General features: G+C 68.3%; 17 protein-coding genes. 9 read left to right on the forward strand and 8 right to left on the reverse strand.

The genetic code is table 11. The features are described from left to right. Positions 1 to 216: 216 nt before the first annotated feature. The 3 genes from AB0J46_RS18800 to AB0J46_RS18810 all read left to right on the forward strand — a co-directional run bounded on the left by AB0J46_RS18800 (position 217) and on the right by AB0J46_RS18810 (position 5,978). A complete protein-coding gene (locus tag AB0J46_RS18800; RefSeq protein ID WP_352362288.1) occupies positions 217 to 1,449 on the forward strand; it encodes a PLP-dependent aminotransferase family protein in 1,233 nt (410 codons plus the stop codon). A 129-nt stretch (positions 1,450 to 1,578) separates the two neighbouring features. Next, positions 1,579 to 2,535, forward strand: a complete 957-nt coding sequence (locus AB0J46_RS18805; protein WP_364333087.1) for a D-alanine--D-alanine ligase — start codon at positions 1,579 to 1,581, stop codon at positions 2,533 to 2,535. A gap of 2,396 nt (positions 2,536 to 4,931) precedes the next feature. Then, positions 4,932 to 5,978 carry an aminotransferase class V-fold PLP-dependent enzyme gene (locus tag AB0J46_RS18810; protein ID WP_364333090.1) on the forward strand — a complete coding sequence of 349 codons (1,047 nt, stop codon included), beginning with the start codon at positions 4,932 to 4,934 and terminating at the stop codon, positions 5,976 to 5,978. A 576-nt stretch (positions 5,979 to 6,554) separates the two neighbouring features. Here the strand turns inward: AB0J46_RS18810 and AB0J46_RS18815 are convergent. The 8 genes from AB0J46_RS18815 to rpmH all read right to left on the reverse strand — a co-directional run bounded on the left by AB0J46_RS18815 (position 6,555) and on the right by rpmH (position 12,377). Continuing rightward, positions 6,555 to 7,517 carry a ParB/RepB/Spo0J family partition protein gene (locus tag AB0J46_RS18815; protein WP_364333093.1) on the reverse strand — a complete coding sequence of 321 codons (963 nt, stop codon included), beginning with the start codon at positions 7,515 to 7,517 and terminating at the stop codon, positions 6,555 to 6,557. Between the two features lie 262 nt (positions 7,518 to 7,779). Continuing rightward, positions 7,780 to 8,739, reverse strand: a complete 960-nt coding sequence (locus tag AB0J46_RS18820) for a ParA family protein (RefSeq protein ID WP_364333096.1) — start codon at positions 8,737 to 8,739, stop codon at positions 7,780 to 7,782. A gap of 146 nt (positions 8,740 to 8,885) precedes the next feature. After that, positions 8,886 to 9,557: a 16S rRNA (guanine(527)-N(7))-methyltransferase RsmG gene (gene rsmG / locus AB0J46_RS18825; protein ID WP_364333099.1), complete on the reverse strand. Its 672-nt coding sequence runs from the start codon at positions 9,555 to 9,557 to the stop codon at positions 8,886 to 8,888. Between the two features lie 545 nt (positions 9,558 to 10,102). Continuing rightward, on the reverse strand, positions 10,103 to 10,591 hold the full coding sequence (locus AB0J46_RS18830; protein WP_364333102.1) for a R3H domain-containing nucleic acid-binding protein: 489 nt from the start codon (positions 10,589 to 10,591) through the stop codon (positions 10,103 to 10,105). A gap of 20 nt (positions 10,592 to 10,611) precedes the next feature. Beyond that, on the reverse strand, positions 10,612 to 11,535 hold the full coding sequence (gene yidC, locus AB0J46_RS18835) for a membrane protein insertase YidC (RefSeq protein WP_364333105.1): 924 nt from the start codon (positions 11,533 to 11,535) through the stop codon (positions 10,612 to 10,614). A 4-nt stretch (positions 11,536 to 11,539) separates the two neighbouring features. Then, on the reverse strand, positions 11,540 to 11,797 hold the full coding sequence (gene yidD / locus AB0J46_RS18840) for a membrane protein insertion efficiency factor YidD (RefSeq protein ID WP_352322972.1): 258 nt from the start codon (positions 11,795 to 11,797) through the stop codon (positions 11,540 to 11,542). A 17-nt stretch (positions 11,798 to 11,814) separates the two neighbouring features. Continuing rightward, entirely contained in the window at positions 11,815 to 12,177 is a 363-nt protein-coding gene (gene rnpA, locus AB0J46_RS18845; RefSeq protein ID WP_352362302.1) for a ribonuclease P protein component, read from the reverse strand. A gap of 62 nt (positions 12,178 to 12,239) precedes the next feature. Further along, positions 12,240 to 12,377, reverse strand: coding sequence for a 50S ribosomal protein L34 (gene rpmH, locus AB0J46_RS18850; protein ID WP_043614899.1), 138 nt, complete (start codon positions 12,375 to 12,377; stop codon positions 12,240 to 12,242). A gap of 444 nt (positions 12,378 to 12,821) precedes the next feature. On the opposite strand from rpmH, the gene dnaA reads away from it, so the two are divergent. From dnaA to gyrB, 6 genes are all read left to right on the forward strand, one after another. Further along, positions 12,822 to 14,402 (forward strand): chromosomal replication initiator protein DnaA, encoded by a 1,581-nt coding sequence (gene dnaA / locus AB0J46_RS18855; protein WP_357974053.1) that lies wholly within the window; start codon positions 12,822 to 12,824, stop codon positions 14,400 to 14,402. A 525-nt stretch (positions 14,403 to 14,927) separates the two neighbouring features. Continuing rightward, a complete protein-coding gene (gene dnaN / locus AB0J46_RS18860; RefSeq protein ID WP_352324554.1) occupies positions 14,928 to 16,067 on the forward strand; it encodes a DNA polymerase III subunit beta in 1,140 nt (379 codons plus the stop codon). 49 nt (positions 16,068 to 16,116) lie between these two features. After that, positions 16,117 to 17,058: a phosphogluconate dehydrogenase (NAD(+)-dependent, decarboxylating) gene (gene gnd / locus AB0J46_RS18865; RefSeq protein ID WP_364333109.1), complete on the forward strand. Its 942-nt coding sequence runs from the start codon at positions 16,117 to 16,119 to the stop codon at positions 17,056 to 17,058. Between the two features lie 115 nt (positions 17,059 to 17,173). Next, complete coding sequence (recF, locus tag AB0J46_RS18870; protein WP_364333111.1) at positions 17,174 to 18,406, forward strand: DNA replication/repair protein RecF; 1,233 nt, start codon at positions 17,174 to 17,176, stop codon at positions 18,404 to 18,406. Then, entirely contained in the window at positions 18,396 to 18,896 is a 501-nt protein-coding gene (locus AB0J46_RS18875; protein WP_352324557.1) for a DciA family protein, read from the forward strand. Before recF ends, AB0J46_RS18875 begins: the two co-directional genes overlap by 11 nt. 302 nt (positions 18,897 to 19,198) lie before the next feature. Further along, the gene (gene gyrB / locus AB0J46_RS18880) at positions 19,199 to 21,142 is read left to right on the forward strand and encodes a DNA topoisomerase (ATP-hydrolyzing) subunit B (RefSeq protein ID WP_364333113.1); all 1,944 of its coding nucleotides are present in this window, start codon (positions 19,199 to 19,201) and stop codon (positions 21,140 to 21,142) included. Positions 21,143 to 21,155: the final 13 nt, after the last annotated feature.

A 21,155-nucleotide genomic window follows, 5' to 3' on the forward strand; every position in this document is an offset into this window, starting at 1 on the left:
GGCATGGTAGCTCAGTGAAGATGCAGCCAGCGGATACCACGACGGTCGAGCCCGGTCACGAAGGACATGTCCGACTGGCGTAATCTGGTATTTCGGTCCGATATGACACCTAGGAGGTGGGCCGTGACGGAAGAGCTGGATCACGGTCAGACACCCGCGACCCAAGGGTCGCGCATCGACGCCTACGTCGACCGGTATGCCGCGCGAGCTACCGGGATGGTCGCCTCCGAGATTCGAGCTCTCTTCGCCGTCGCGTCGAGACCCGAGGTGGTCTCGCTCGCCGGCGGCATGCCGTACGTCACGGCGCTCCCCCTCGACATGGTCGGCGAGCTGGTCTCCGACCTGGTCACCACGCGCGGCACGGTCGCGCTGCAGTACGGTTCCGGCCAGGGTGACCCGCACCTGCGCGAGCAGATCTGCGAGGTCATGCGGCTGGAGGGGATCGAGGCCGGGGCGAACGACGTCGTCGTCACCGTCGGTTCACAGCAGGCGCTCGACCTGATCACCCGGATCTTCATCGACCCGGGCGACGTCGTGCTCGCCGAAGGCCCCTCGTACGTCGGGGCCCTGGGGACGTTCTCCGCCTACCAGGCCAAAGTGGTCCACATCGCCATGGACGATCAGGGCATCGTGCCCGAATCGCTGGCGCAGACCATCTACGCGCTGGAGACCGCCGGAGCTCCCGTCAAGTTCCTCTACACGATCCCGACCTTCCAGAACCCGGCCGGCGTCACGCTCAACCTGGCCAGGCGGCAGCAGGTGCTCGACATCTGCCAGCGTGCCGGCATCCTCATCATCGAGGACAACCCGTACGGGCTGCTCGGCTTCGACGGCGAGCCCATGCGCGCCCTGCGCGCCGACAACCCCGACGGCGTGGTCTACCTGGGGTCGTTCTCCAAGACGCTCGCCCCCGGCTTCCGCGTCGGCTGGGCGCTCGCGCCGCACGCCATCCGCGACAAGCTGATCCTGGCCATGGAGTCGGCCGTGCTGTCGCACTCGGTGTTCACGCAGCTCGCCGTGGGCCAATTCCTGGCCACGCAGCCGTGGCGGGAGCAGATCAAGTCCTTCAAGGAGCTCTACCGCGAGCGGCGCGACTCCATGCTGGACTCCCTGGAGGCCCTGATGCCGCCCGAGGTCACCTGGACCCGGCCGGCCGGCGGCTTCTTCGTCTGGGCGACCCTGCCCGAAGGGCTCGACTCCAAGGCGATCCTGCCGCGGGCCGTGGCCGAGCGGGTGGCGTTCGTGCCCGGCACCGGGTTCTTCTCCGACGGCAGCGGCGCCCGGCACATGCGACTGTCCTACTGCTTCCCCGAGCCCGACCGCATCCGCGAAGGCGTCCGGCGCCTGTCCGGGGTGATCGAGCAGGAGATGCAGCTCCGGGACATGTTCGGCACCGGCTCCGGTCCCGAGCGGGCCGGCGTTGACACGCCGGGGCCCGAACTGGCCTAGCTTTCCTCGGTACGGCCGGCGCTCCCCGGGGACGGGGACGCCGGCCGTACTCGTGTGCGGGCCTCACCTACACCATTCGCCGCCAGCCGCCGGTACGGTTGGACGCGTACGATCAGCGGAGGAGATGTGATGAGCGATCTGGGCCACGTGCTCGTGCTGGCCGGAGGCCTCTCCTATGAGCGGGAGGTGTCCCTGCGCTCCGGCCGCCGGGTGAGCGAGGTGCTGCGCGCCACGGGCATCGACGTGGAGGCCCGCGACACCGACGCCTCCCTCGTGCCCGCCATCCTCGCCGACCCGCCCGAGGCGGTGTTCGTCACCCTCCACGGCGGCGCGGGCGAGGACGGCGCGATCCGTTCCGTGCTCGAACTCCTCGACGTGCCCTACGTCGGCGCCGGCCCCGACGCCTGCCGCGTGGCCTTCGACAAGCCCACCGCCAAGGCCGTCGTCCGCTCGGTCGGCCTGCGCACCCCCGAGTCCGTCACCCTCCCCAGGGAGACCTTCCACGACCTCGGCGCCACCGTCGTGCTCGGCCGCATCATCGACCGGCTCGGCCTGCCCCTGTTCGTCAAGCCCGCCCGCGGCGGCTCTGCGCTCGGCGCGTCCATCGTCCGTACGGCCGAAGACCTGCCCGCCGCCATGGTCGGCTGCTTCGCCTACGGCGACACCGCCCTCATCGAGCGGTACGTCGAGGGCGTCGAGGTGTCGGTCTCGGTCGTCGACCTCGGTGAGGGGCCGGTGGCGCTGCCGGCCGTGGAGATCGTCCCCGACGCCGGCGTCTACGACTACGCCGCCCGATACACCGCCGGGCACACCGAGTTCTTCGCCCCCGCCCGCCTCTCCGCGGCCGCCGCCGAAGCCTGCGCCCGGATGGCCGTGACGGCGCACACGGCGTTGGGGCTGCGGGACATCTCCCGTACCGACCTGATCGTGGACGCGGCCGACGACCCGCACTTCCTTGAGGTGAACGTGGCGCCGGGGATGACGGAGACGTCACTGCTGCCGATGGCGGCGGAGGCCGCGGGACGCGACCTCGGCGACCTCTGCCGCACCCTCCTCCAAAACGCCGCCCACCGCCCCCGCCCCTGACCCTTTCCGGGCCCCGCTCCCCTAGCGGCGACCACCTGGCGGCGACCAGCGTCCTCCGCCGCGCGGCTGCTGTTCTTCTTCGCCGCGCGGCTGCTGTTCTCCTCCGCCACGCGGCTGCTGCCTTCTTGTCGTGCCGCGGGGCCCCCATCGGCCGCGGCCCGACAGCCCCCTTGGTCAGTCAGGCGATGACCGCTCCCGTCTTCGCACGGCTGCTGCTCCCTCGTCCCTCGTACTGCGCCTCCCGTCATCCGCCGCACGACAGCCCCATGTCCCTCAGGTAGCTACCGCTCCCGTCCCGCCACGCGGCTGCTGCTCCCCCGCCCCTTGTGCTGCGCTTCCCGTTGTCCGTTGCACGACAGCTCTCTTCGTCCGCCAGGCGACCACCGCTCTCGTCGCCTGCACAGCTGTCCCTTCATCCCTCGCACAGCTTGCCATCTTGTCGTGCTGTGAGCGCCGCCCGTTGCCCGCCGCACGACAGCCCCCCATCCTCCAGGCGGCTACCACTCCCGTCCCGCTGCGCGGCTACTGCTGCGCTCGCCCCTTGTCCGGCGGCCTCCCCTCGTCCACCAGGCGACCACCGCTCGCGTCTCCCACGCGGGCTACCGCTCTCTTGTCCCCCGCGCCGTGCCTCCCACAATCCGCCGCACGACAGCCCTCTTCGTCCGCCAGGCGACCACCGCTCGCGTGCTCCGCATGGTGCTGTGCTGCCACCGCTCGGCGCCTCACCTTGCCCGCCGCACAACAGCGCGCCTGGGCGCCGGGCAACCACCGCTCTCGCCCCCGCACGGCTGTTGCTACTGCCCTTCGTGCGGCGCCTCGCCTTGTCCGCCGCACGACAGCTTCTCCTGGCCGCCGGGCAACCACCGCTCCCGCCCTCCGGCGCGGCTGCTGCCGCTGCTCCCCACGCGGCTCCTACCGCCATCGACCGTACGACGGCTCCCCTTGGCCGCCTGACGATGACCGCTCTCGCCCTCCGGCGCAGCTGCTGCCGCTGCTCCCCGCGCAGCTCCTACCGCCATCGACCGCGCGACAGCCCTTCTGGCTGCCCGGCCATCCGCTCTCTTCCACGGTGCGACGGCTGCCTGTCCCCAGGCGATGACCACTCTTCCTGTCACGCGGCTGCTGCTGCCTTCTCCACGCGACCAGCCCCCTCTTCCCCTGCAGTGACCGCTCCTCCATTCCTCTGCACGGGAGTTCCTTCGCTCCCCCGCGTGAGCCCTCCGCCTTCCCGTCTCCCCCTCCGAATCCGGCCCGTTTCCTCGCCTCTCCTCTCCGCTCCTGTCTCCATCTCTTGCTTGAGACGAGCTCCGATCTCCTCACCCGCCCACTTCGAAGTCGGCCTCTCGCCTCCCTTGCAGGGATGCCTCCCGCAGCGCAGGGATGCCTCCCGCAGCGCGTCACCCGCCTCTGCACCGGAGCACCGTAGCCAACGCTTTTCCTGGGCGCGCCTCCTCAACGCGCTCCTCCCACGCCCCGTCGCTCCCGGTCTCCCCGCACTCCCTGACCGCTGCTCGCCACAGCGCCCCCAGCCGCCCGCGTCCGAGCACCTCGCCCATCGCCTGTCCTTCAGCGCGCCTCTCCTCGACGCCTGTCACTAACTACCTTCAGCGCACTTCTCTCAAGACGTCTCCCCCACGGCACGTCACCGCTCGTCTCGCGGCAGGAATCTCCTCCACGCCGCTCATGACGCGCCTCTCCCTGTCCGTCGGTCAGTGACCGTGCTTTCGGCACGCCCTCAAGGCCGCCGCCCGCAGCACACCACCGCTTGTCCTTCAGCGCGCCTGCCTGGTGGTTGCTAATCATTAGCGCTGCCCCCAACTGTCCGTCGCCGAGCGACTCCCCCTGACACCTCGCCGCGCACCCACTTCAGGGACGCTCTCCTCGCCCCCTCGTCCAGACCTCTTCAGCGTGTGTTTCTCCAACCCCTGCTGGCGCCTGTGCCGACGTTTCCCATCGCGCCCACCATCTCGCGCGCCGAACTGACGGTGCCTTTTTGAAGGCCTGCTTCCCTTGTGCTCTGCTGCGCCGGAGCCGCATGCCTCGGCACCACCGCTCTTTCCTCCTCCCCCCCACAGACCGCCCCCATCCCCGGCGGAGCGGCCCCGCCTTCCTTCGATGCCTCGACTGGTTGCGTCCGCCAACTCATGGACAGCAGCCGTGGATCTTTCTACCGAACACCGTCGACCGCTCCGGCGCCATCCGCCGCCGTGCCGCACAGGCGACCGGTCGCACCTGCACTCACTGCCCCAGAACCCCTGACAACGGTCACCAGATGAAGCATCAGCGCGACGCCGACGGGAGACACCACCGCCAACGACTCACGAGGCATCCGCGAGAACCACCCCGGCGCCCCTCCCCTCACAGCCTCGCCCAAGCGCCTTGCATAGCCTTACGGTGTGCCGATCAATCCCGCCCACTCAAAGAGCTTCGCCAGCGACAACCACGCCGGCGTGCACCCCGACATCCTCAACGCCATGACCGCCGCCAACCAGGGAGACGCCCCCGCCTACGGCGACGACACCTGGACCTCAACCTTCGAGCACAAAATCAAGGAAACGTTCGGCCCCACAGCGGAAGGCTTCGCCGTACTCAACGGAGCCGGCGCCAACATGGTCGGCCTGGCCCTCATGCTCGGCCGCTACGACGCCGTCCTCTGCGCCGACACCGCCCACATCGCCACCCATGAAACGGGCGCCACGGAACGCCTCCTGGGCGTGAAGCTCCGAACCATCCCCACCCCTCAGGGCAAGCTCCACCCGGACGACATCAAGGCCCACCTCCACCTCATCGGCCAGCACCACGAGCCTCAACCGACGGTCGTCTCCATCTCCCAGGTGACCGAGTTGGGTACCTGCTACTCCCCCGCCGAGATCGCCGCCCTGGCCGAAACGGCCCACGCCTCCGGCCTACGCCTCCACGTGGACGGCGCCCGCCTCGCCAACGCCGCCGCCCACCTGGACTGCTCCCTGCAGGCCATCACCACGGACGTAGGCGTGGACGTCTTCAGCTTCGGCGGCACCAAGAACGGCGCCATGGCCGCCGAAGCGGTGATCGTCCTGGACCCGTCCCTGACGGACGCGGTCCCCTACCTCCGCCGCCAGTCGCTGCAGCTGGCCTCCAAGATGCGCTTCGTCTCAGCCCAGCTCTCCGCTCTCCTGACCGACGACCTGTGGCACCGCAACGCCTCTCACGCCAACCAGATGGCACTCCGTCTGGCGGACGGTCTCGCGGACGTCCCCGGCGTCACCCTCGCCTACCCCGTGGAGTCCAACGCCGTCTTCGCCACCCTCCCCCACGCCACCTCCGAATCCCTCCTGCAGAACTACCTCTTCCACTACTGGGACGAGACCGCAGGCACGGTCCGCTGGATGACCGCCTTCGACACCACCGAAGAACACGTGGACGACTTCCTGGCCGCTCTCCACAAGGCAGCCACCCCATAGCCACCTCAGGCGCCGTTTCACGTGAAACACCGCCACCCGTCACGCTCCCCGGCCGGAGTCCCGCAGGCGTTTCACGTGAAACACGTCCACCCGCCAATCCGGAAACGGATGTGTAGGGCGTGGGACGTAAAGAGCCGAACCCCCGAGGCCCGACCCGAGAAGAGGCCAAGGCGAAACGAGAACCCAGCGCGACCCCAGCCACCGTGCTTCGACGTGAACGAAGCTGCCGAGCAATCACCACACGGCACTGACCGAGCTACGCAAGAGCCGGGGAACCAAGGAGCCGAAGATACGAGCCAGCGAGGCGAACCAAGGAGCCGACCGGAGAGCCGCGCGAACCGGGCACCGCGCGAACCGGAACGAGCTGGAGAGACCCCAAGGCCGCAGCCCAGCCAGCCATCATGCTCGCCCCCATGACGCACCCACGCCGCAGCCCTGCGGACACGCCCGCAAGACGAAGAAGGACCGACACAGGCGAACAGAGAAGATAGGAGAACCGAAGAGAAGAGAGAAGCGAAGAGCGGAGGAAGGGGTTTCACGTGAAAGAGCGAATGGTTTCACGTGAAACAGACAAGGTCAGTCCTCGCGCTCCCGCATCGCCCGTGCCGCCTCAGGCGCCATCGTCCCGATGATGCGCTCAAGGTCGTCGATCGTCGCGAACTCCACCACGATCCGCCCCTTACGCCGCCCCAAGTCGACCTTGACCTTCGTCTCGAAGTGGTCGGAGAGCCGGTCCGCCAGATGGGTCAGACCAGGAGCCGTAGGCTTGGGCGCCTGCCGCTCACGCGGCGCCTTCTGAGCGGCCTTCGCGCTGCCCATGGCGACGATCTCCTCCACCGCCCTCACGGACAGCAGCTCCGCCACGATGCGCTTGGCCAACTCAACCTGCTCATCCGCACTGCTCAGGCCGAGCAGGGCGCGCGCGTGCCCGGCGCTGATGGTGCCGGCGGCCACCCGGAGCTGAACCTCCGGCGGAAGGTTGAGCAGCCGGAGCGTGTTGGTGATGTGGGATCGAGAGCGCCCCACCTTGCTGGCCAACTGCTCGTGGGTCGTCTGGAAGTCATCCAGCAACTGCTGGTAGGCCGCCGCCTCTTCCAGGGCGTTCAGCTGCTCGCGCTGGAGGTTCTCGATGAGCGCGTCCCGGAGGAGGTCGGTGTCCTGGGTGTTCCGGACGATTGCCGGGACCGGGTCAAGCCCGACCTGCTGGCACGCCCGCCAGCGCCGCTCCCCCATGATCAGCTCGTACTGGCCGCCCCCCACGGAGCGCACCACGATCGGCTGCAGAAGGCCGACCTCGCGGATGGAGTCGGCGAGCTCCTGGAGGCGCTCGTCGTCGAACACCTCACGCGGCTGACGAGGGTTGGGCACGATCGCGGTCAGCGCGACCTCTTTGAAGTACGCTCCAGCGATCGGCTTCGGGCCTACCTCGACCGTGGAGCCGTTCGAGGGAGCGGGCGCCGTACCCGGGCCGTCAACGATGGGTCCGGTCGGGATGAGCGCCCCGAGTCCCTTGCCCAATCCCCGCCGCTGCTGACTCACTGCGTCTCCTCATCCAGCCGGTCGATTCCGGTCACTCCAGGAGAGGTTACCGTTGCGGGCCCAGCGGGGTGCCCCCACGCCACACACAGTCCCGTGGGATTTACACCGACACGGGTACAAATCTGCCCAACTCACGACTCGCGCCGAACGAGACCATCACCACCGGAGTCCGCCGCACCAACCCGGCGTAGGAACACCGGAGCACGGGCATGGCAACCCACACCCTCAAGCCGTACCTGAAAGACCCGCGATCGACCAGAGGTCAGGCCACGGTGGCGCGGTGGGCGATCTCCCGCGCCGCGTCCATGTACGCCATCGCCCCGCTCGACCCCGGGTCGTACGTCATGACCGACTGCCCATAGCTGGGCGCCTCCGACAGCCGGACGCTGCGCGGGATGACCGTCTTCAGGACCGTCTCCCCGAAGTGCGACCGCACCTCGTCGGCGACCTGCGAAGCCAGCCGGGTACGCCCGTCATACATCGTCAGGACGATCGTGGAGAGCCGCAGAGCCGGGTTGAGGTGCGCCTTGATGAGGTCGACGTTCCTGAGGAGCTGCCCCAGGCCCTCCAGCGCGTAGTACTCGCACTGGATCGGGATCATGACCTCCTCCGCCGCGACCAGGGCGTTGACCGTCAGCAGGCCGAGGGACGGCGGGCAGTCGATGATGATGTAGTCGAACTCCGCCTCGTACGCCGCCAGCGCCCGCCGAAGCCGGGCCTCCCGCGCCACCAGCGAGACGAGCTCGATCTCCGCGCCGGCCAGGTCGATCGTGGCGGGCGCGCAGTAGAGGTTCGGCATCTCGGGGACCTGCTTGACGATCTCCACCATGGGCAGATCGTCGACGAGCACCTGGTAGACATCCGGTACGTCACCGCGATGCTCGGTGGCCAGGGCCGTCGAGGCGTTGCCCTGCGGGTCGAGGTCCACCACGAGGACGCGCTGGCCGTGCATTGACAGGGCCGCGGCAATGTTCACCGAGGTGGTGGTCTTGCCGACGCCGCCCTTCTGGTTGGCGACCGCGATCACTCTGCACTTCGCCGGCCGAGGCCAGGAGTTGTCGCCGTCGCCGCTGGTGCCGCCCCTCCGGGTAGCGGCGGGCTGCTCGGTGGCTGGCTGAGGGGCGGCCGGTTGGGTGGTGGCAGGTGTTTCACGTGAAACCACTGAACTGAGCGCCTCTCGTACCAACGGCGAATCACCGGGGTTCAGGGGGGTCTGGGTCACGTTGGCCATCCTTTCAACCAGTGGTGTGCCGGTGCCGGGAATTTGCTGTTGCGACACGCCCATTTCGGGCCATCCAACCCCGGTTGGGCTCTCGGACAGACGGCTGTCCGGCCAGCCAAGACCGCAAGACGCGACTGGCACAACCGTCACCTCCTTCGTCGCCGCCTGGCTCGCTCCGGCGCGCGACCCGCTACCACCCGAACCAATGTTGCAGGCGGCTCGACCTTACCGTGCCCGACGGTCACAAGCTCGGCCGTTCGGGCCCCGCAGGCCCGCAATTGGGACTCCGCCTCGGCGAGTTCGCCGGCGGCTCGCTCACCCTTCATGGCTATCAGCTCGCCGCCCTCACGCAGAAGAGGCATGGCCCATTTCAGCAGCCGGTCGAGCGGCGCGACCGCCCGGGCACTGGCGACGTCGAACTCCCGCTCCCCCGCCAGATCCTCGGCCCGCCCGCGCAGCACCTCGACGTTGTCCAGCTTGAGCACCTCGACGCACTCCTCCAGGAACACCGTACGGCGAAGCAACGGCTCCAGCAGCGTGACCTCGATGTCCTGGCGGACGATGGCCAGCACCAGCCCCGGCAGCCCCGCCCCCGAGCCGATGTCCACCAGCCGCACCTCCGGCGGCACGGCCTCGGCGACCACGGCGCAGTTGAGCAGGTGGCGATCCCAGATACGCGGCACCTCCCGCGGCCCCAGCAATCCCCGGACGACGCCCGGACCCGCCAGCAGCGCCGCGAACGCGTTCGCACGGTCCCATGCCTCCCCGGCGAAGACGTCCCGCGCTATGTCCGGCGGCGCCGGAAGCTCTTCGCTCACTGGATGCTGGCCCTTTCTCGGTCTCAGGTGGTGTTCGTACTCAGGTTGCCTGCTCGGCGGTGATGCCGGTGGGCGTTCGACGGTGGGTGTCTCAACGTTCTAGGGGCGGTGTCCACCCAAGGCTAGATGTGAGATCACACTGGAAGACTAGCGGGCTGGCATGTGGGTGACGGTCGAGCACGCCGCCGCGTACCCCTCCCGATCCACCCTCGACACCAAATCCCCTACAAACGACATAGAGCGCATGTAACCCGAAAGAAACCCCCAGAGGCACTTTTCGGGACGAACAACAAGGCAACCACACAAAACCGCGCGCTCTCCCGCTAACAGCGCCGAACTCCAACGCCAGCGCACGAAGACGCCGAACAACTCCCCAACAACATGGAACAGGGCTCGATCCGCACAAGCACGGAGGCCAGCCCGCAAACCCGCCAGCGGCCCCCATGGGCCCCGCATCCCGTACGTACAGCTATAGATACGGAAACGGCCGCCCATCAGCGCACCCAAGCGCCGACAGACGGCCGAACCGGCTCACCATGCACGTTTCAGGCGGGAAGGACCACCACGTACCGCTGCGGCTCCTCACCCTCGGACTCGCTGCGCAGCCCGGCGGCCGCCACCGCGTCGTGGACGATCTTCCGCTCGAACGGCGTCATCGGGTGCAGCGCCTTCGGCTCACCCTTGTCCTTGACCTCGTTGGCGACCTCGGTGCCGAGCTTGCTCAGCTCGGCCCGGCGCCGCTCACGGTAGCCGGCGACGTCGAGCATGAGCCGCGACCGCTCCCCGGTCTGCCGGTGGACGGCGAGCCGGGTCAGCTCCTGCAGCGCCTCCAGGACCTCGCCAGCGGGCCCGACCAGCTCGTTGCCCTTGAGCCCCACGACGGAGACCATGGCTCGGTCGCCCTCGACGTCCATGTCGATGTCGCCGTCGATGTCGGCGATGTCGAGAAGGCCCTCGACGTAGTCGGCAGCGATCTCGCCTTCCTGCTCAAGCGCGTTGAGATCAGGAGCCTTCTCCTGCTCGGCCTCGGTCATGGCCGGCCTCTCCTTCGTGTTCAAGACTTCTTGCTGCCGGTGCGCTTGCTGCGGGACTGGCGGCTGGGCTGCTGCCTAATGATCTTAGGCTCCGGCGGGGCGGGAGGGGCCTCCTCTTCCGGAGTGGTCTTGCGCATCTTTGCCACCAGGCCGGGCTTGGGCGTCACGGGGATGGAGTTGCCCTTGGCGTCGAACTGCGGCATCGGGTGCCGGCTGTAGAACCAGTGCTGCTGGCCCAGCGTCCACAGGTTGGTGGTGACCCAGTAGAGGATCAGGCCCAGCGGGAAGTTGAGGCTGAAGAAGGCGAACAGCGGCGAGATGTACATCAGGATCTTCTGCTGCTGCGCCATGGGGTTGTCCGGCATCTGCGCCATCGAGCGGGTCACGCTCTGCCGGACGGTGAGGAACGTGGTCAGCGAGCTGATCGCCACGAAGAAGCCGATGACGACCTTCTGGGCGATGTCAGGGGCCTCGAAGAACGTGGCGGGCAGGGGGGCGTTGATGATCAGCGCGTGCTTGGCGCTGTCGACCAGCTCCTGCGACATGCCGAACTTGGCCTGGTCGGCGGCGATGGCCCGCAGCACGGTGAACATCGAGATGAAGATCGGGAACTGCGCCACGACGGGGAGGCAGCCACCGAGGGGGTTGGCGCCCGCGCCCTGGTACAGCGCCATGACCTCCTGGTTCATGCGCTGCTTGTCGTTCTTGTAGCGCTTGCGGAGCTCCTGGACCTTCGGTGCCAGCTCCTGCATCTTCCGCGACGACCGCATCTGCTTGAGGAACAGCGGGAAGATGAGGATCCGCATGCAGACGGTCAGCGTGACGATGGTCAGCGCCCAGGTCAACCCGCTGTTGGGGTCGAGGAAAGTGCTGTAGACCTGGTGGATCCAGGTGATGACTTGGGCGACGGCCGTGTACAGCCAATTGAGCCAGGACAGCTCCACCGAGCTAGCTCCCTTGCGTTTCGTGGGACCGGACCGGGCGTGGGGGCACCGGGTCTATACCTCCGGGATGGAATGGGTGGCACCGCCCGATGCGCCGGACAGTCAGCCATGTGCCGCGCAATGCCCCATGTACGGCAATCGCCTCGAGCCCATACGCGCTGCACGACGGGTAGAACCGGCAGCGTGGACCGAGCATCGGGCTGATGAAGGCCCGGTAGAACCGAATGGGGATGATCAGCGCCCGGGCGGCGAGGCCCGGCATCCCTTGCGGCTGCTCCGTCATCTGTGTCCACCCGTCGAGGACTCGCGCCGCCTGAGCAAACGATCCAGCGCGGCGTCGAGATCGGCGGCCAGTTGCTCGACGCACGCGGACGCGGCCGGTGGATTGGCGCGTACCACCAGCAGGCTACCTCGCGGCAGCCGGTCGAGACGGTCGCGCATCAGGTGTCGGAGCCGTCGTTTGACCTTGTTCCGGGTCACCGCGCCACCAACGGCCTTGCTCACCACGAAACCAACCAGAGGTGTCTCTTCCCCAGAAAGGTTGAGATGCACCACCAAAGTGGGGCGTCCGGCGCGCTTGCCGCGCCGGACCGCCGCTTCGAATTCGTCCCCGCGCCGCATGCGGGATTGACGGGACAGCACCGTATACGCCTAACGCCCGTCGGCGAGGTACACCGACGGGCCGGACTTCGGGCGCGGGTCGATCAGGCCGACAGCTTCTCGCGACCCTTGCGGCGACGGGCGGCGAGGATGGCGCGACCGGCCCGGGTGCGCATCCGCAGCCGGAAGCCGTGGGTCTTCGCGCGGCGACGGTTGTTCGGCTGGAAAGTACGCTTGCTCACGGGTGGGCTCCTTGAAGGTGCGCCCAGGGGCGCTTATACACACATGGCTGGCCTGCCGTGAGAGCGAGGGCACGCGAAATAGCCGTCGCGTGGCAAGCCGACCGTCGTACGTTACGGGCCAACGGCGTCCCAGGTCAAACTGAACGGGTTATCCACTGATCCACAGGCGACTTTTCCACCGCCGGGCCCACGTCCACAGTTTGTGCATCCAGGTGCCACTACGCTGTGGACAACGTCTTGAACACAGCTGTGCACATGGATACTGTCGGCCCTTCTGGACCACCGGAAACACCGTGCACAGCCTGTGGATCTCCTGTGGAGGACCTGGGTACGAAGCCCTGCCGCCACGCTGTGGACGAAGGGGTCGCCGACCGCTCGGGGCGACCACGGTCATGTGGATAAACGATCGCGGGGGGCCGCGAGAGGAAGGAGGGGAGCCGCACCATGAGTGGTGTCGACCTCGGCACGGTATGGGCGAGGGCCCTGGGCAACTTCCTCAACGAGAACGTGCCCATCCAGCAGCGCACCTGGCTGTCGATGGTCCGTCCGATCGCTCTCGCGGACGACACGATCGTGCTCGGCGTCCCCAACGACTTCCTCAAGGACCTCATCGAGGGCAAGTTGCGCCCGCTGGTGGCCCACGCGCTGTCCCAGGAGCTGGGGATGACGATGCGGCTGGCCGTGATGATCGACACCACGGCTCCGGAACAGCCCTTGCCGGACGCCCATCAACAGCCTGTGAATGTGCCTTATCCCCAGAGTGTGGATAGCCAGCCGCGTTACACACAGCCGGTGCAACCCCAGCACTACCAGGCATCCGAGCCCCCGCAGTTCTATTCTCCACAGCCCGAGCAGCCTCCGGCGTCCACCGAATATCCACAGCCTTCGTTCTCTTTTGAACAGGTGCAGCCGTACACACCGCCTGTGGAGAAAGCGCCGGAGCCGGCGCCGAATCGCTGGGAAGCGAAGAGCAACAAGCCCAGCGAGCCGGCCAGACTCAACCAGAAGTACACATTTGAGACATTCGTCATCGGCGCCAGCAACCGGTTCGCGCACGCCGCGGCCGTGGCGGTGGCCGAATCCCCCGCGAAGGCGTACAACCCGCTCTTCATTTACGGCGACTCCGGCCTGGGGAAGACCCACCTGCTGCACGCCATCGGGCATTACGCGCAGAGCCTGTACGACGGCGCCCGGGTGAGATACGTGAGCTCGGAGGAGTTCACCAACGACTTCATCAACAGCATCCGCGACCACAAGGCCGACGGCTTCCGCGGCCGCTACCGCGCGATCGACATCCTGCTTGTGGACGACATCCAGTTCCTGGAGGGCAAGGAGCAGACGCAGGAGGAGTTCTTCCACACCTTCAACACCCTGCACAACGCCAACAAGCAGATCGTCATCTCCAGCGACCGCGCGCCCAAGCAGCTCATCACGCTGGAGGACCGGCTGCGCAACCGGTTCGAGTGGGGCCTGATCACCGACGTCCAGCCGCCCGAGCTGGAGACCCGCATCGCGATCCTGCGGAAGAAGGCCATCCAGGAGGGCCTGGCCGCGCCGCCCGAGGTGCTGGAGTACATCGCGAGCCGGATCTCCACCAACATCCGCGAGCTGGAGGGCGCCCTGATCAGGGTGACCGCGTTCGCCAGCCTCAACAGGCAGGGTGTGGACCTGCAGCTCGCCGAGGTCGTGCTGAAGGACCTGATCACCTCGGAGTCCGACACCGAGATCACGATCGCGGCCATCATGACCGAGACCGCCAACTACTTCGGCATCAGCATCGAAGACCTGTGCGGCACCTCGCGCAGCCGCGCGCTCGTCAACGCCCGGCAGATCGCCATGTACCTGGCGCGCGAGCTGACCGAGCTGTCGCTGCCGAAGATCGGCCAGCAGTTCGGCGGCCGCGACCACACCACCGTGATGCACGCAGAGCGCAAGATCCGGTCGCTCATCGCCGAGCGCAGGTCGATGTACAACCAGGTCAACGAGCTGACAATGCGTATCAAACAGAGCAAGCGTGGATCTTGATGCTCGTACACAGCCTGTGGAAAACACTGTGGACCAGCGGAAACGCAAAATCGGCGCGTCGGTACGACCGCCAATGCCTGGAAAAATCCACCCACAAGGGCTGGGGACGAATCTGGGGACATCCTGAGGAGAACCTGGGGATGACTCGTGGATAACGTGTGGACGGCCTGTGAACAGTCGATCTGGGACTCCAGAAGGCCCCCCCTTACCCCGTGGACAACCTGTGGAAACCTCGTGGATAACCGGTGGATGAACACCCCATGATCTGGGGACGGCCTGTGGGCGACGAATCTCCATCCCCAGGCGGCGAAGTTTCCCCCAGGCGTCACCCACACCCTCGGTGGATGAAAACAGGGGCACTGAGCTGCGAGGACATCAGTTGTCCACAGTTCCCACAGCCCCTAGTGTGATGACCTCTTATCTCTCTTACTAAGAAAATCAAAGACCCATAGAGGGGTTCTCCCCGAACCGCGGTGCGGGAGAGTGAACACTTGAATCAACGACGAACCCAGGAGGCTGATCACCGTGATGTTCCGAATCGAGCGAGACGTCCTCGCTGAGGCGGTGGCATGGACGGCACGCAGTCTCCCGGCGCGCCCGTCGGTGCCCGTGCTCGCCGGCATGCGCCTGGAGGTGACGGAGGGCCAGCAGCTCAAGCTGTCGGGCTTCGACTACGAGGTCTCCGCCGAGGTCACGCTCGAACTCCACACCGGTGAGGCGGGCGTCGTCCTGGTCTCGGGCAAGCTGCTCGCCGAGATCACGCGCGCGCTTCCCGCACAGCCTGTGGACTTCGTGGTGGAAGGCGCCAAGGCGGTCGTCACGTGCGGCAGCGCCCGGTTCACCCTGCTGACCATGCCTGTGGAGGACTACCCGTCGCTCCCGGCCATGCCGCCGGCGGCCGGGCGGGTGGGCAGCGACGTGTTCGCCTCCGCCGTCAGCCAGGTCGCCGTCGCGGCGGGCCGGGACGACACGCTCCCGATGCTCACGGGCGTGCGCATGGAGATCGAGGGCGACACGGTCACCCTCGCCGCCACCGACCGCTACCGGCTCGCCGTGCGCGAGCTCAAGTGGCAGCCGGGCCAGCCCGACTTCGCCGCGATCGCGATGATCCCCGGCAAGACGCTCGCCGACACCGCCAAGGCCCTCGGCACCACCGGCGCCGAGGTGGAGATCGCGCTCAGCTCGGCCGGCGGCACCGGCGAGGGCATGATCGGCTTCTCCAGCGCGGGCCGGCGCACCACGACGCGGCTGCTCGACCCCGAGTTCCCCAAGTACCGCTCGCTGCTGCCCACGGAGTTCTCCGCGCGCGCCGACCTGTCCACAGGCCCGTTCGTCGAGGCGGTCAAGCGCGTGGCCCTGGTCGCCGAGCGCAACACCCCCGTACGGCTGGCGTTCAGGAGCGGCGAGGTCGTGCTGGAGGCCGGCAGCGGCGACGAGGCGCAGGCCGTCGAGGCACTGCCTGTGGATTACGAGGGCGAGGAGATGAACATCGCCTTCAACCACCAGTTCCTGCTGGAGGGGCTCGGCGCGATCGACTCCGACGTGGCGCGCCTGCAGATGACGACCTCCACCAAACCGGCCATCCTCACAGGGGGCAAGCCTGTGGACGAAGGCGCAGGTACGGACTACCGTTACCTGATCATGCCCATCCGCCTGTCGGGCTGATCCCGTCATCGGGGATGATGGAAGCCTGACAAGGGGGTAGAGGAGCGTCATGCAGATCGGCATGGTGGGACTGGGCAAGATGGGCGGCAACATGGCCGAGCGGCTGCGCCGCGGCGGCCAGGAGGTGGTCGGTTACGACCGCGACCCCGGCATCAGCGACGTGGCCAGCCTGAAGGAGCTGGTCGAACGGCTGTCCGCGCCGCGCGCGGTCTGGGTCATGGTTCCCGCGGGCAAGCCCACCCAGCAGACGATCGACGAGCTCGGCGAGTTGCTCGACGAGGGCGACATCGTCGTCGACGGCGGCAATTCACACTATGTGGACGACCAGAAGCACGCCGCCGAGCTGCGCGAGAAGGGCATCGGCTTCGTCGACTGCGGCGTGAGCGGCGGCGTGTGGGGCCTCCAGAACGGCTACGCCCTCATGTGCGGCGGCGAGCAGGCCGACGTCGACCGGCTCATGCCGATCTTCGAGACGCTCAAGCCCGAGGGCGAGGACGGCTTCGTCCACGCCGGTGACGTCGGTGCCGGCCACTTCGCGAAAATGGTCCACAACGGCATCGAGTACGGCATGATGCAGGCGTTCGCGGAGGGCTGGGAGCTTCTGGAGGCGTCCGACGTCGTCAAGGACGTCAGGGGCTCCTTCAGCAGCTGGCGCACCGGCACCGTCATCCGCTCCTGGCTGCTCGACCTGATGGTGCGGGCGCTCGACGACGACGAGCACCTCGACCAGCTCCGCGGTTACGCCCAGGACTCCGGCGAGGGCCGCTGGACGGTCCAGGCGGCCGTCGACCACGCCGTGCCGCTGCCGGTGATCACCGCCGCCCTCTACGCGCGGTTCGCTTCGCGCCAGGACGACTCCCCCGCGATGAAGGTCGTCGCCGCGCTGCGCAACCAGTTCGGCGGCCACGCGATCACCTCGACCGAGGGCAGCACCGGCAAGGGCGCCGACTCGCCCGGCGCCGACGTGGTCCCGCCGCGCGAAGCCGAGTAGCCCAGCCGAGCAGTCCTGCTGGGGGTCCACAGGCCGTCCGCGGCAGCCCGAGGTTTTCCACAGGACGGCAAGCCGGTGACACGGGCGGCCCCCGCGGCGGACTAACCTTCGTGGGGTGCATGTCGCCCACCTCTCGCTGACCGACTTCAGGTCCTACGCGTCCGTGGAGCTCGGTCTGGAACCGGGCGTCACGGCTCTCGTCGGGCCCAACGGCCAGGGCAAGACCAACCTGGTCGAGGCCCTCGGCTATGTCGCGACGCACTCCAGCCACCGCGTGGCCAACGACGCGCCGCTGGTGCGGCAGGGGGCCGCGCGGGCCATCGTGCGCTGCGCCGTCCACAGGGACGACCGGCGGGCGCTGGTGGAGCTGGAGATCAACCCGGGCAAGGCCAACCGGGCGCGGCTCAACCGCTCCCCCGTGTCCAGGCCGCGCGACGTCATCGGGCTGCTGCGCACGGTGCTGTTCGCGCCGGAGGACCTGGCGCTGTCCAAGGGCGACCCGTCGGAGCGCCGCCGCTTCCTCGACGACCTGCTCGTGGCCAGGGCTCCGAGGTTCGCCGGGGTCCGGGCCGACTACGACCGGGTGCTGAAGCAGCGCGGCGCCCTGCTGCGCACGGCCGCGCAGGCCCGCAGAGGCAGCAGGAGCGCCCGGCGGGCCGAGAGCGACACCGCGTTCGCCGCCGCGGGCGCCGGCGACGTCCTGAGCACGCTGGAGGTGTGGGACGCCCACCTCGCCAGGCACGGCGCGGAGCTGTTGCGGGCGCGGCTGGAACTCATCGAGGCGCTGCGCCCGCTGGTGGCCGGGGCCTACGCCGCGCTGGCCCCCACGAGCGCCCCCGCGACGCTGGCCTACCGCAGCACGTTGTCCACAGGCGGGGACGGCGCGGAGGACGAAGTCGCCGGTGAGCGGGGATCTCCCGATGCGCAGACGTTATCCACAGACTTGGGGAAAACCCTTGAACAGCAGCTCCGCGACCGGCTCACGGAGGTCCGCCAGGCCGAGCTGGAGCGGGGCGTCACCCTGGTCGGCCCACACCGCGACGACCTGATCCTGGGCCTCGGCGACCTGCCCGCCCGCGGCTACGCCAGCCACGGCGAGTCGTGGTCGTTCGCGCTGGCGCTGCGGCTGGCCGCCTACGACCTGCTGCGGGCCGACGGCGGCGACCCGGTGCTGATCCTCGACGACGTGTTCGCCGAGCTCGACAGCCAGCGCCGGCGCAGGCTGGCGGAGATCGTCGCGCCGGCCGAACAGGTGCTGATCACTGCCGCCGTGCCCGACGACGTGCCGAAGGAGCTGGCGGGGGCCCGTTTCGACGTCGCTGAGGGGAGCGTGACCCGTGTCCGATGAGCAGCACAACGCGGCGGCCAGGGGGGCCGCCATGGCGAGGGAGAAGCTCGCGCAGGCGAAGGCCGACGCGGCCAAGCGCGGCCAGCTCCCTCGTCGCGAGCCCAGGCGCAAGGCCGGCCCGCGCAGGGAGGCCGGCGATCCCCAGCTCTTCGGCCGGGCCATCGCCGACCTGCTGGCCGACCGCGGCTGGGAGCGCTCGGCGGCCGTCGGCGCGGTGTTCGGCCGGTGGAAGGAGATCGTCGGCCCCGACCTGGCCGCCCACACCCGGCCGGAGTCCTTCGACGAGGGTGAGGTGCTCATCGCGGCCGATTCCACGGCCTGGGCGACGCAGGTCAGGCTGCTCGCGCGCACCCTCATCCGCAGGCTCAACGAGGAGCTGGGTGACGGTTCCGTGACAAAGGTCAAGGTCAGGGGGCCGCAGAACGCGCCCCGGCCCACAGGGGGTTTGCGGGTGACCGGAAGCAGGGGGCCCGGCGACACCTATGGTTAGGCGCCGGGGGCGATCAGACAGCCGCAGACGCGATAAGCCCCCTTTCCGAAGGGGGGATGCTTGAGTGGGGGGCAAATCGAGCTAGGGCGCATCACAGGCGCGTGTATTGCCACCACGGGCTCCGGGAAGCGGTAGAATGAAAAAGGATTCCGGACACGTCCGCTTGCGTGTCACCCCGGCAGTAAGCCGACTCCCCCGGGTGACCGCGCATCGGGGCACTCACGACGGTGACGGGCACGGTAGGGGCAGCATGAAGTTGACGGCCTCCCCCGCCGCGTGTCCGCGGCAGGAGGATTTCGCAGTTGTCCTACGACGCTAGCTCAATCACCGTACTCGAAGGACTTGAGGCGGTTCGCAAACGCCCGGGTATGTATATCGGCTCCACCGGTGAGCGCGGCCTGCACCACCTCGTCTACGAGATCGTGGACAACGCGGTGGACGAGGCGCTGGCCGGTTTCGCCACCAGGATCGACATCACGCTGCTGGCCGACGGCGGCGTGCGCGTCGTCGACAACGGCCGCGGCATCCCCACGGGCATCCACCCTGTGGAGAAGCGCTCGGCCGTCGAGGTCGTGCTGACCACGCTCCACGCGGGCGGCAAGTTCGACAGCCAGTCCTACGCGGTCTCCGGCGGCCTGCACGGCGTCGGCTCGGCCGTCGTCAACGCGCTGTCCACCGCCATGGACGTCGAGGTCAAGCAGAACGGCCACTACTGGCGGCTGAACCTCGTCAACTCCAAGGCGCTGGCCCCGCTGGCCAAGGGCGAGGAGACCGACGAGACCGGCACCACGATCACGTTCTGGCCCGATCCCGAGATCTTCGAGACCACCACCTGGAACTACGAGACGCTCTCGCGCCGCTTCCAGGAGATGGCCTTCCTCAACAAGGGCCTGACGATCACGCTCGCCGACGAGCGTCCCGACCACGTCAACGGCGAGCCCCGCACGGTCGAATACCACTACGAGGGCGGTCTGGCCGACTTCGTCAAGCACCTCAACGCCAAGAAGGAGCCGGCGCACGCGTCGATCGTCGCCTTCGAGGAGGAGGGCGACGGCATCGCGGTGGAGATCGCGATGCAGTGGAACAACTCCTACGCGGAGTCGGTGTACACCTTCGCCAACACGATCAACACCGCCGAGGGCGGCACCCACGAGGAGGGCTTCCGCGCGGCGCTGACGACCATCGTCAACCGCTACGCGCGCGAGCAGAAGTTCCTCAAGGAGGGCAAGGACGACAACCTCTCCGGCGAGGACGTCCGCGAGGGCCTGACCGCGATCATCTCGGTCAAGCTGTCCGACCCGCAGTTCGAGGGCCAGACCAAGACCAAGCTGGGCAACACCGAGGCCAAGTCGTTCGTGCAGAAGGCCTGCAACGACCACCTGCGCGACTGGTTCGAGCGCAACCCCGGCGAGGCCAAGGACATCATCAACAAGTCGCTGCAGGCCAGCCGCGCCCGCCTGGCGGCCCGCCAGGCCCGCGACCTGACCCGGCGCAAGTCGCTCCTGGAGTCCGGCAGCGGCCTTCCCGGCAAGCTGGCCGACTGCCAGTGGAACGACCCGGAGAAGTGCGAGCTGTTCATCGTCGAGGGCGACTCGGCCGGCGGCTCGGCCAAGGGCGGCCGCGACTCGCGCTTCCAGGCGATCCTGCCCATCCGCGGCAAGATCCTCAACGTCGAGAAGGCGCGGATCGACAAGGTCCTGAAGAACAACGAGGTCCAGGCGCTCATCACCGCCCTGGGCACCGGCGTGCACGACGAGTTCGACATCGCCAAGCTGCGTTACCACAAGGTGATCCTGATGGCCGACGCCGACGTCGACGGCCAGCACATCAACACCCTGCTGCTGACGCTGCTGTTCAGGTTCATGCGGCCGCTGATCGAGGCCGGGCACGTCTACCTGTCGTGCCCGCCGCTCTACAAGATCAAGTGGGACCGGAAGGGCGAGGACGCCTCCTACGCCTACTCCGACGCCGAGCGCGACGCGGTCATCAACGACGGCATCGCGCAGGGCAAGGCAGACCCGCGCCCGCGGGACAACGTCCAGCGGTTCAAGGGCCTCGGCGAGATGAACGCCGGCCAGCTCTGGGAGACCACCATGAACCCGGCGACGCGACTGCTGCGCCTGGTCACGCTCGACGACGCGGCCCAGGCCGACGACCTGTTCAGCGTGCTCATGGGCGAGGACGTCGAGGCGCGGCGCGACTTCATCATCCGCAACGCGCGCGACGTTCGCTTCCTCGACGTTTAAGAAGGACCTAAAC

Source organism: Nonomuraea sp. NPDC049758 (assembly GCF_040674635.1).
In the GTDB taxonomy this organism is placed as follows: Bacteria; Actinomycetota; Actinomycetes; order Streptosporangiales; family Streptosporangiaceae; genus Nonomuraea.

Bases quoted from the DNA above. Each gene is read 5' to 3' on its own strand.
- AB0J46_RS18805 (WP_364333087.1), top strand. From the start codon at position 1,579: ATGAGCGATCTGGGCCACGTGCTCGTGCTGGCCGGAGGCCTCTCCTAT.
- yidD (WP_352322972.1), bottom strand. From the start codon at position 11,797: ATGCCGGGCCTCGCCGCCCGGGCGCTGATCATCCCCATTCGGTTCTAC.
- gnd (WP_364333109.1), top strand. From the start codon at position 16,117: ATGCAGATCGGCATGGTGGGACTGGGCAAGATGGGCGGCAACATGGCC.
- AB0J46_RS18830 (WP_364333102.1), bottom strand. From the start codon at position 10,591: ATGACCGAGGCCGAGCAGGAGAAGGCTCCTGATCTCAACGCGCTTGAG.
- AB0J46_RS18800 (WP_352362288.1), top strand. From the start codon at position 217: ATGGTCGCCTCCGAGATTCGAGCTCTCTTCGCCGTCGCGTCGAGACCC.
- dnaA (WP_357974053.1), top strand. From the start codon at position 12,822: ATGAGTGGTGTCGACCTCGGCACGGTATGGGCGAGGGCCCTGGGCAAC.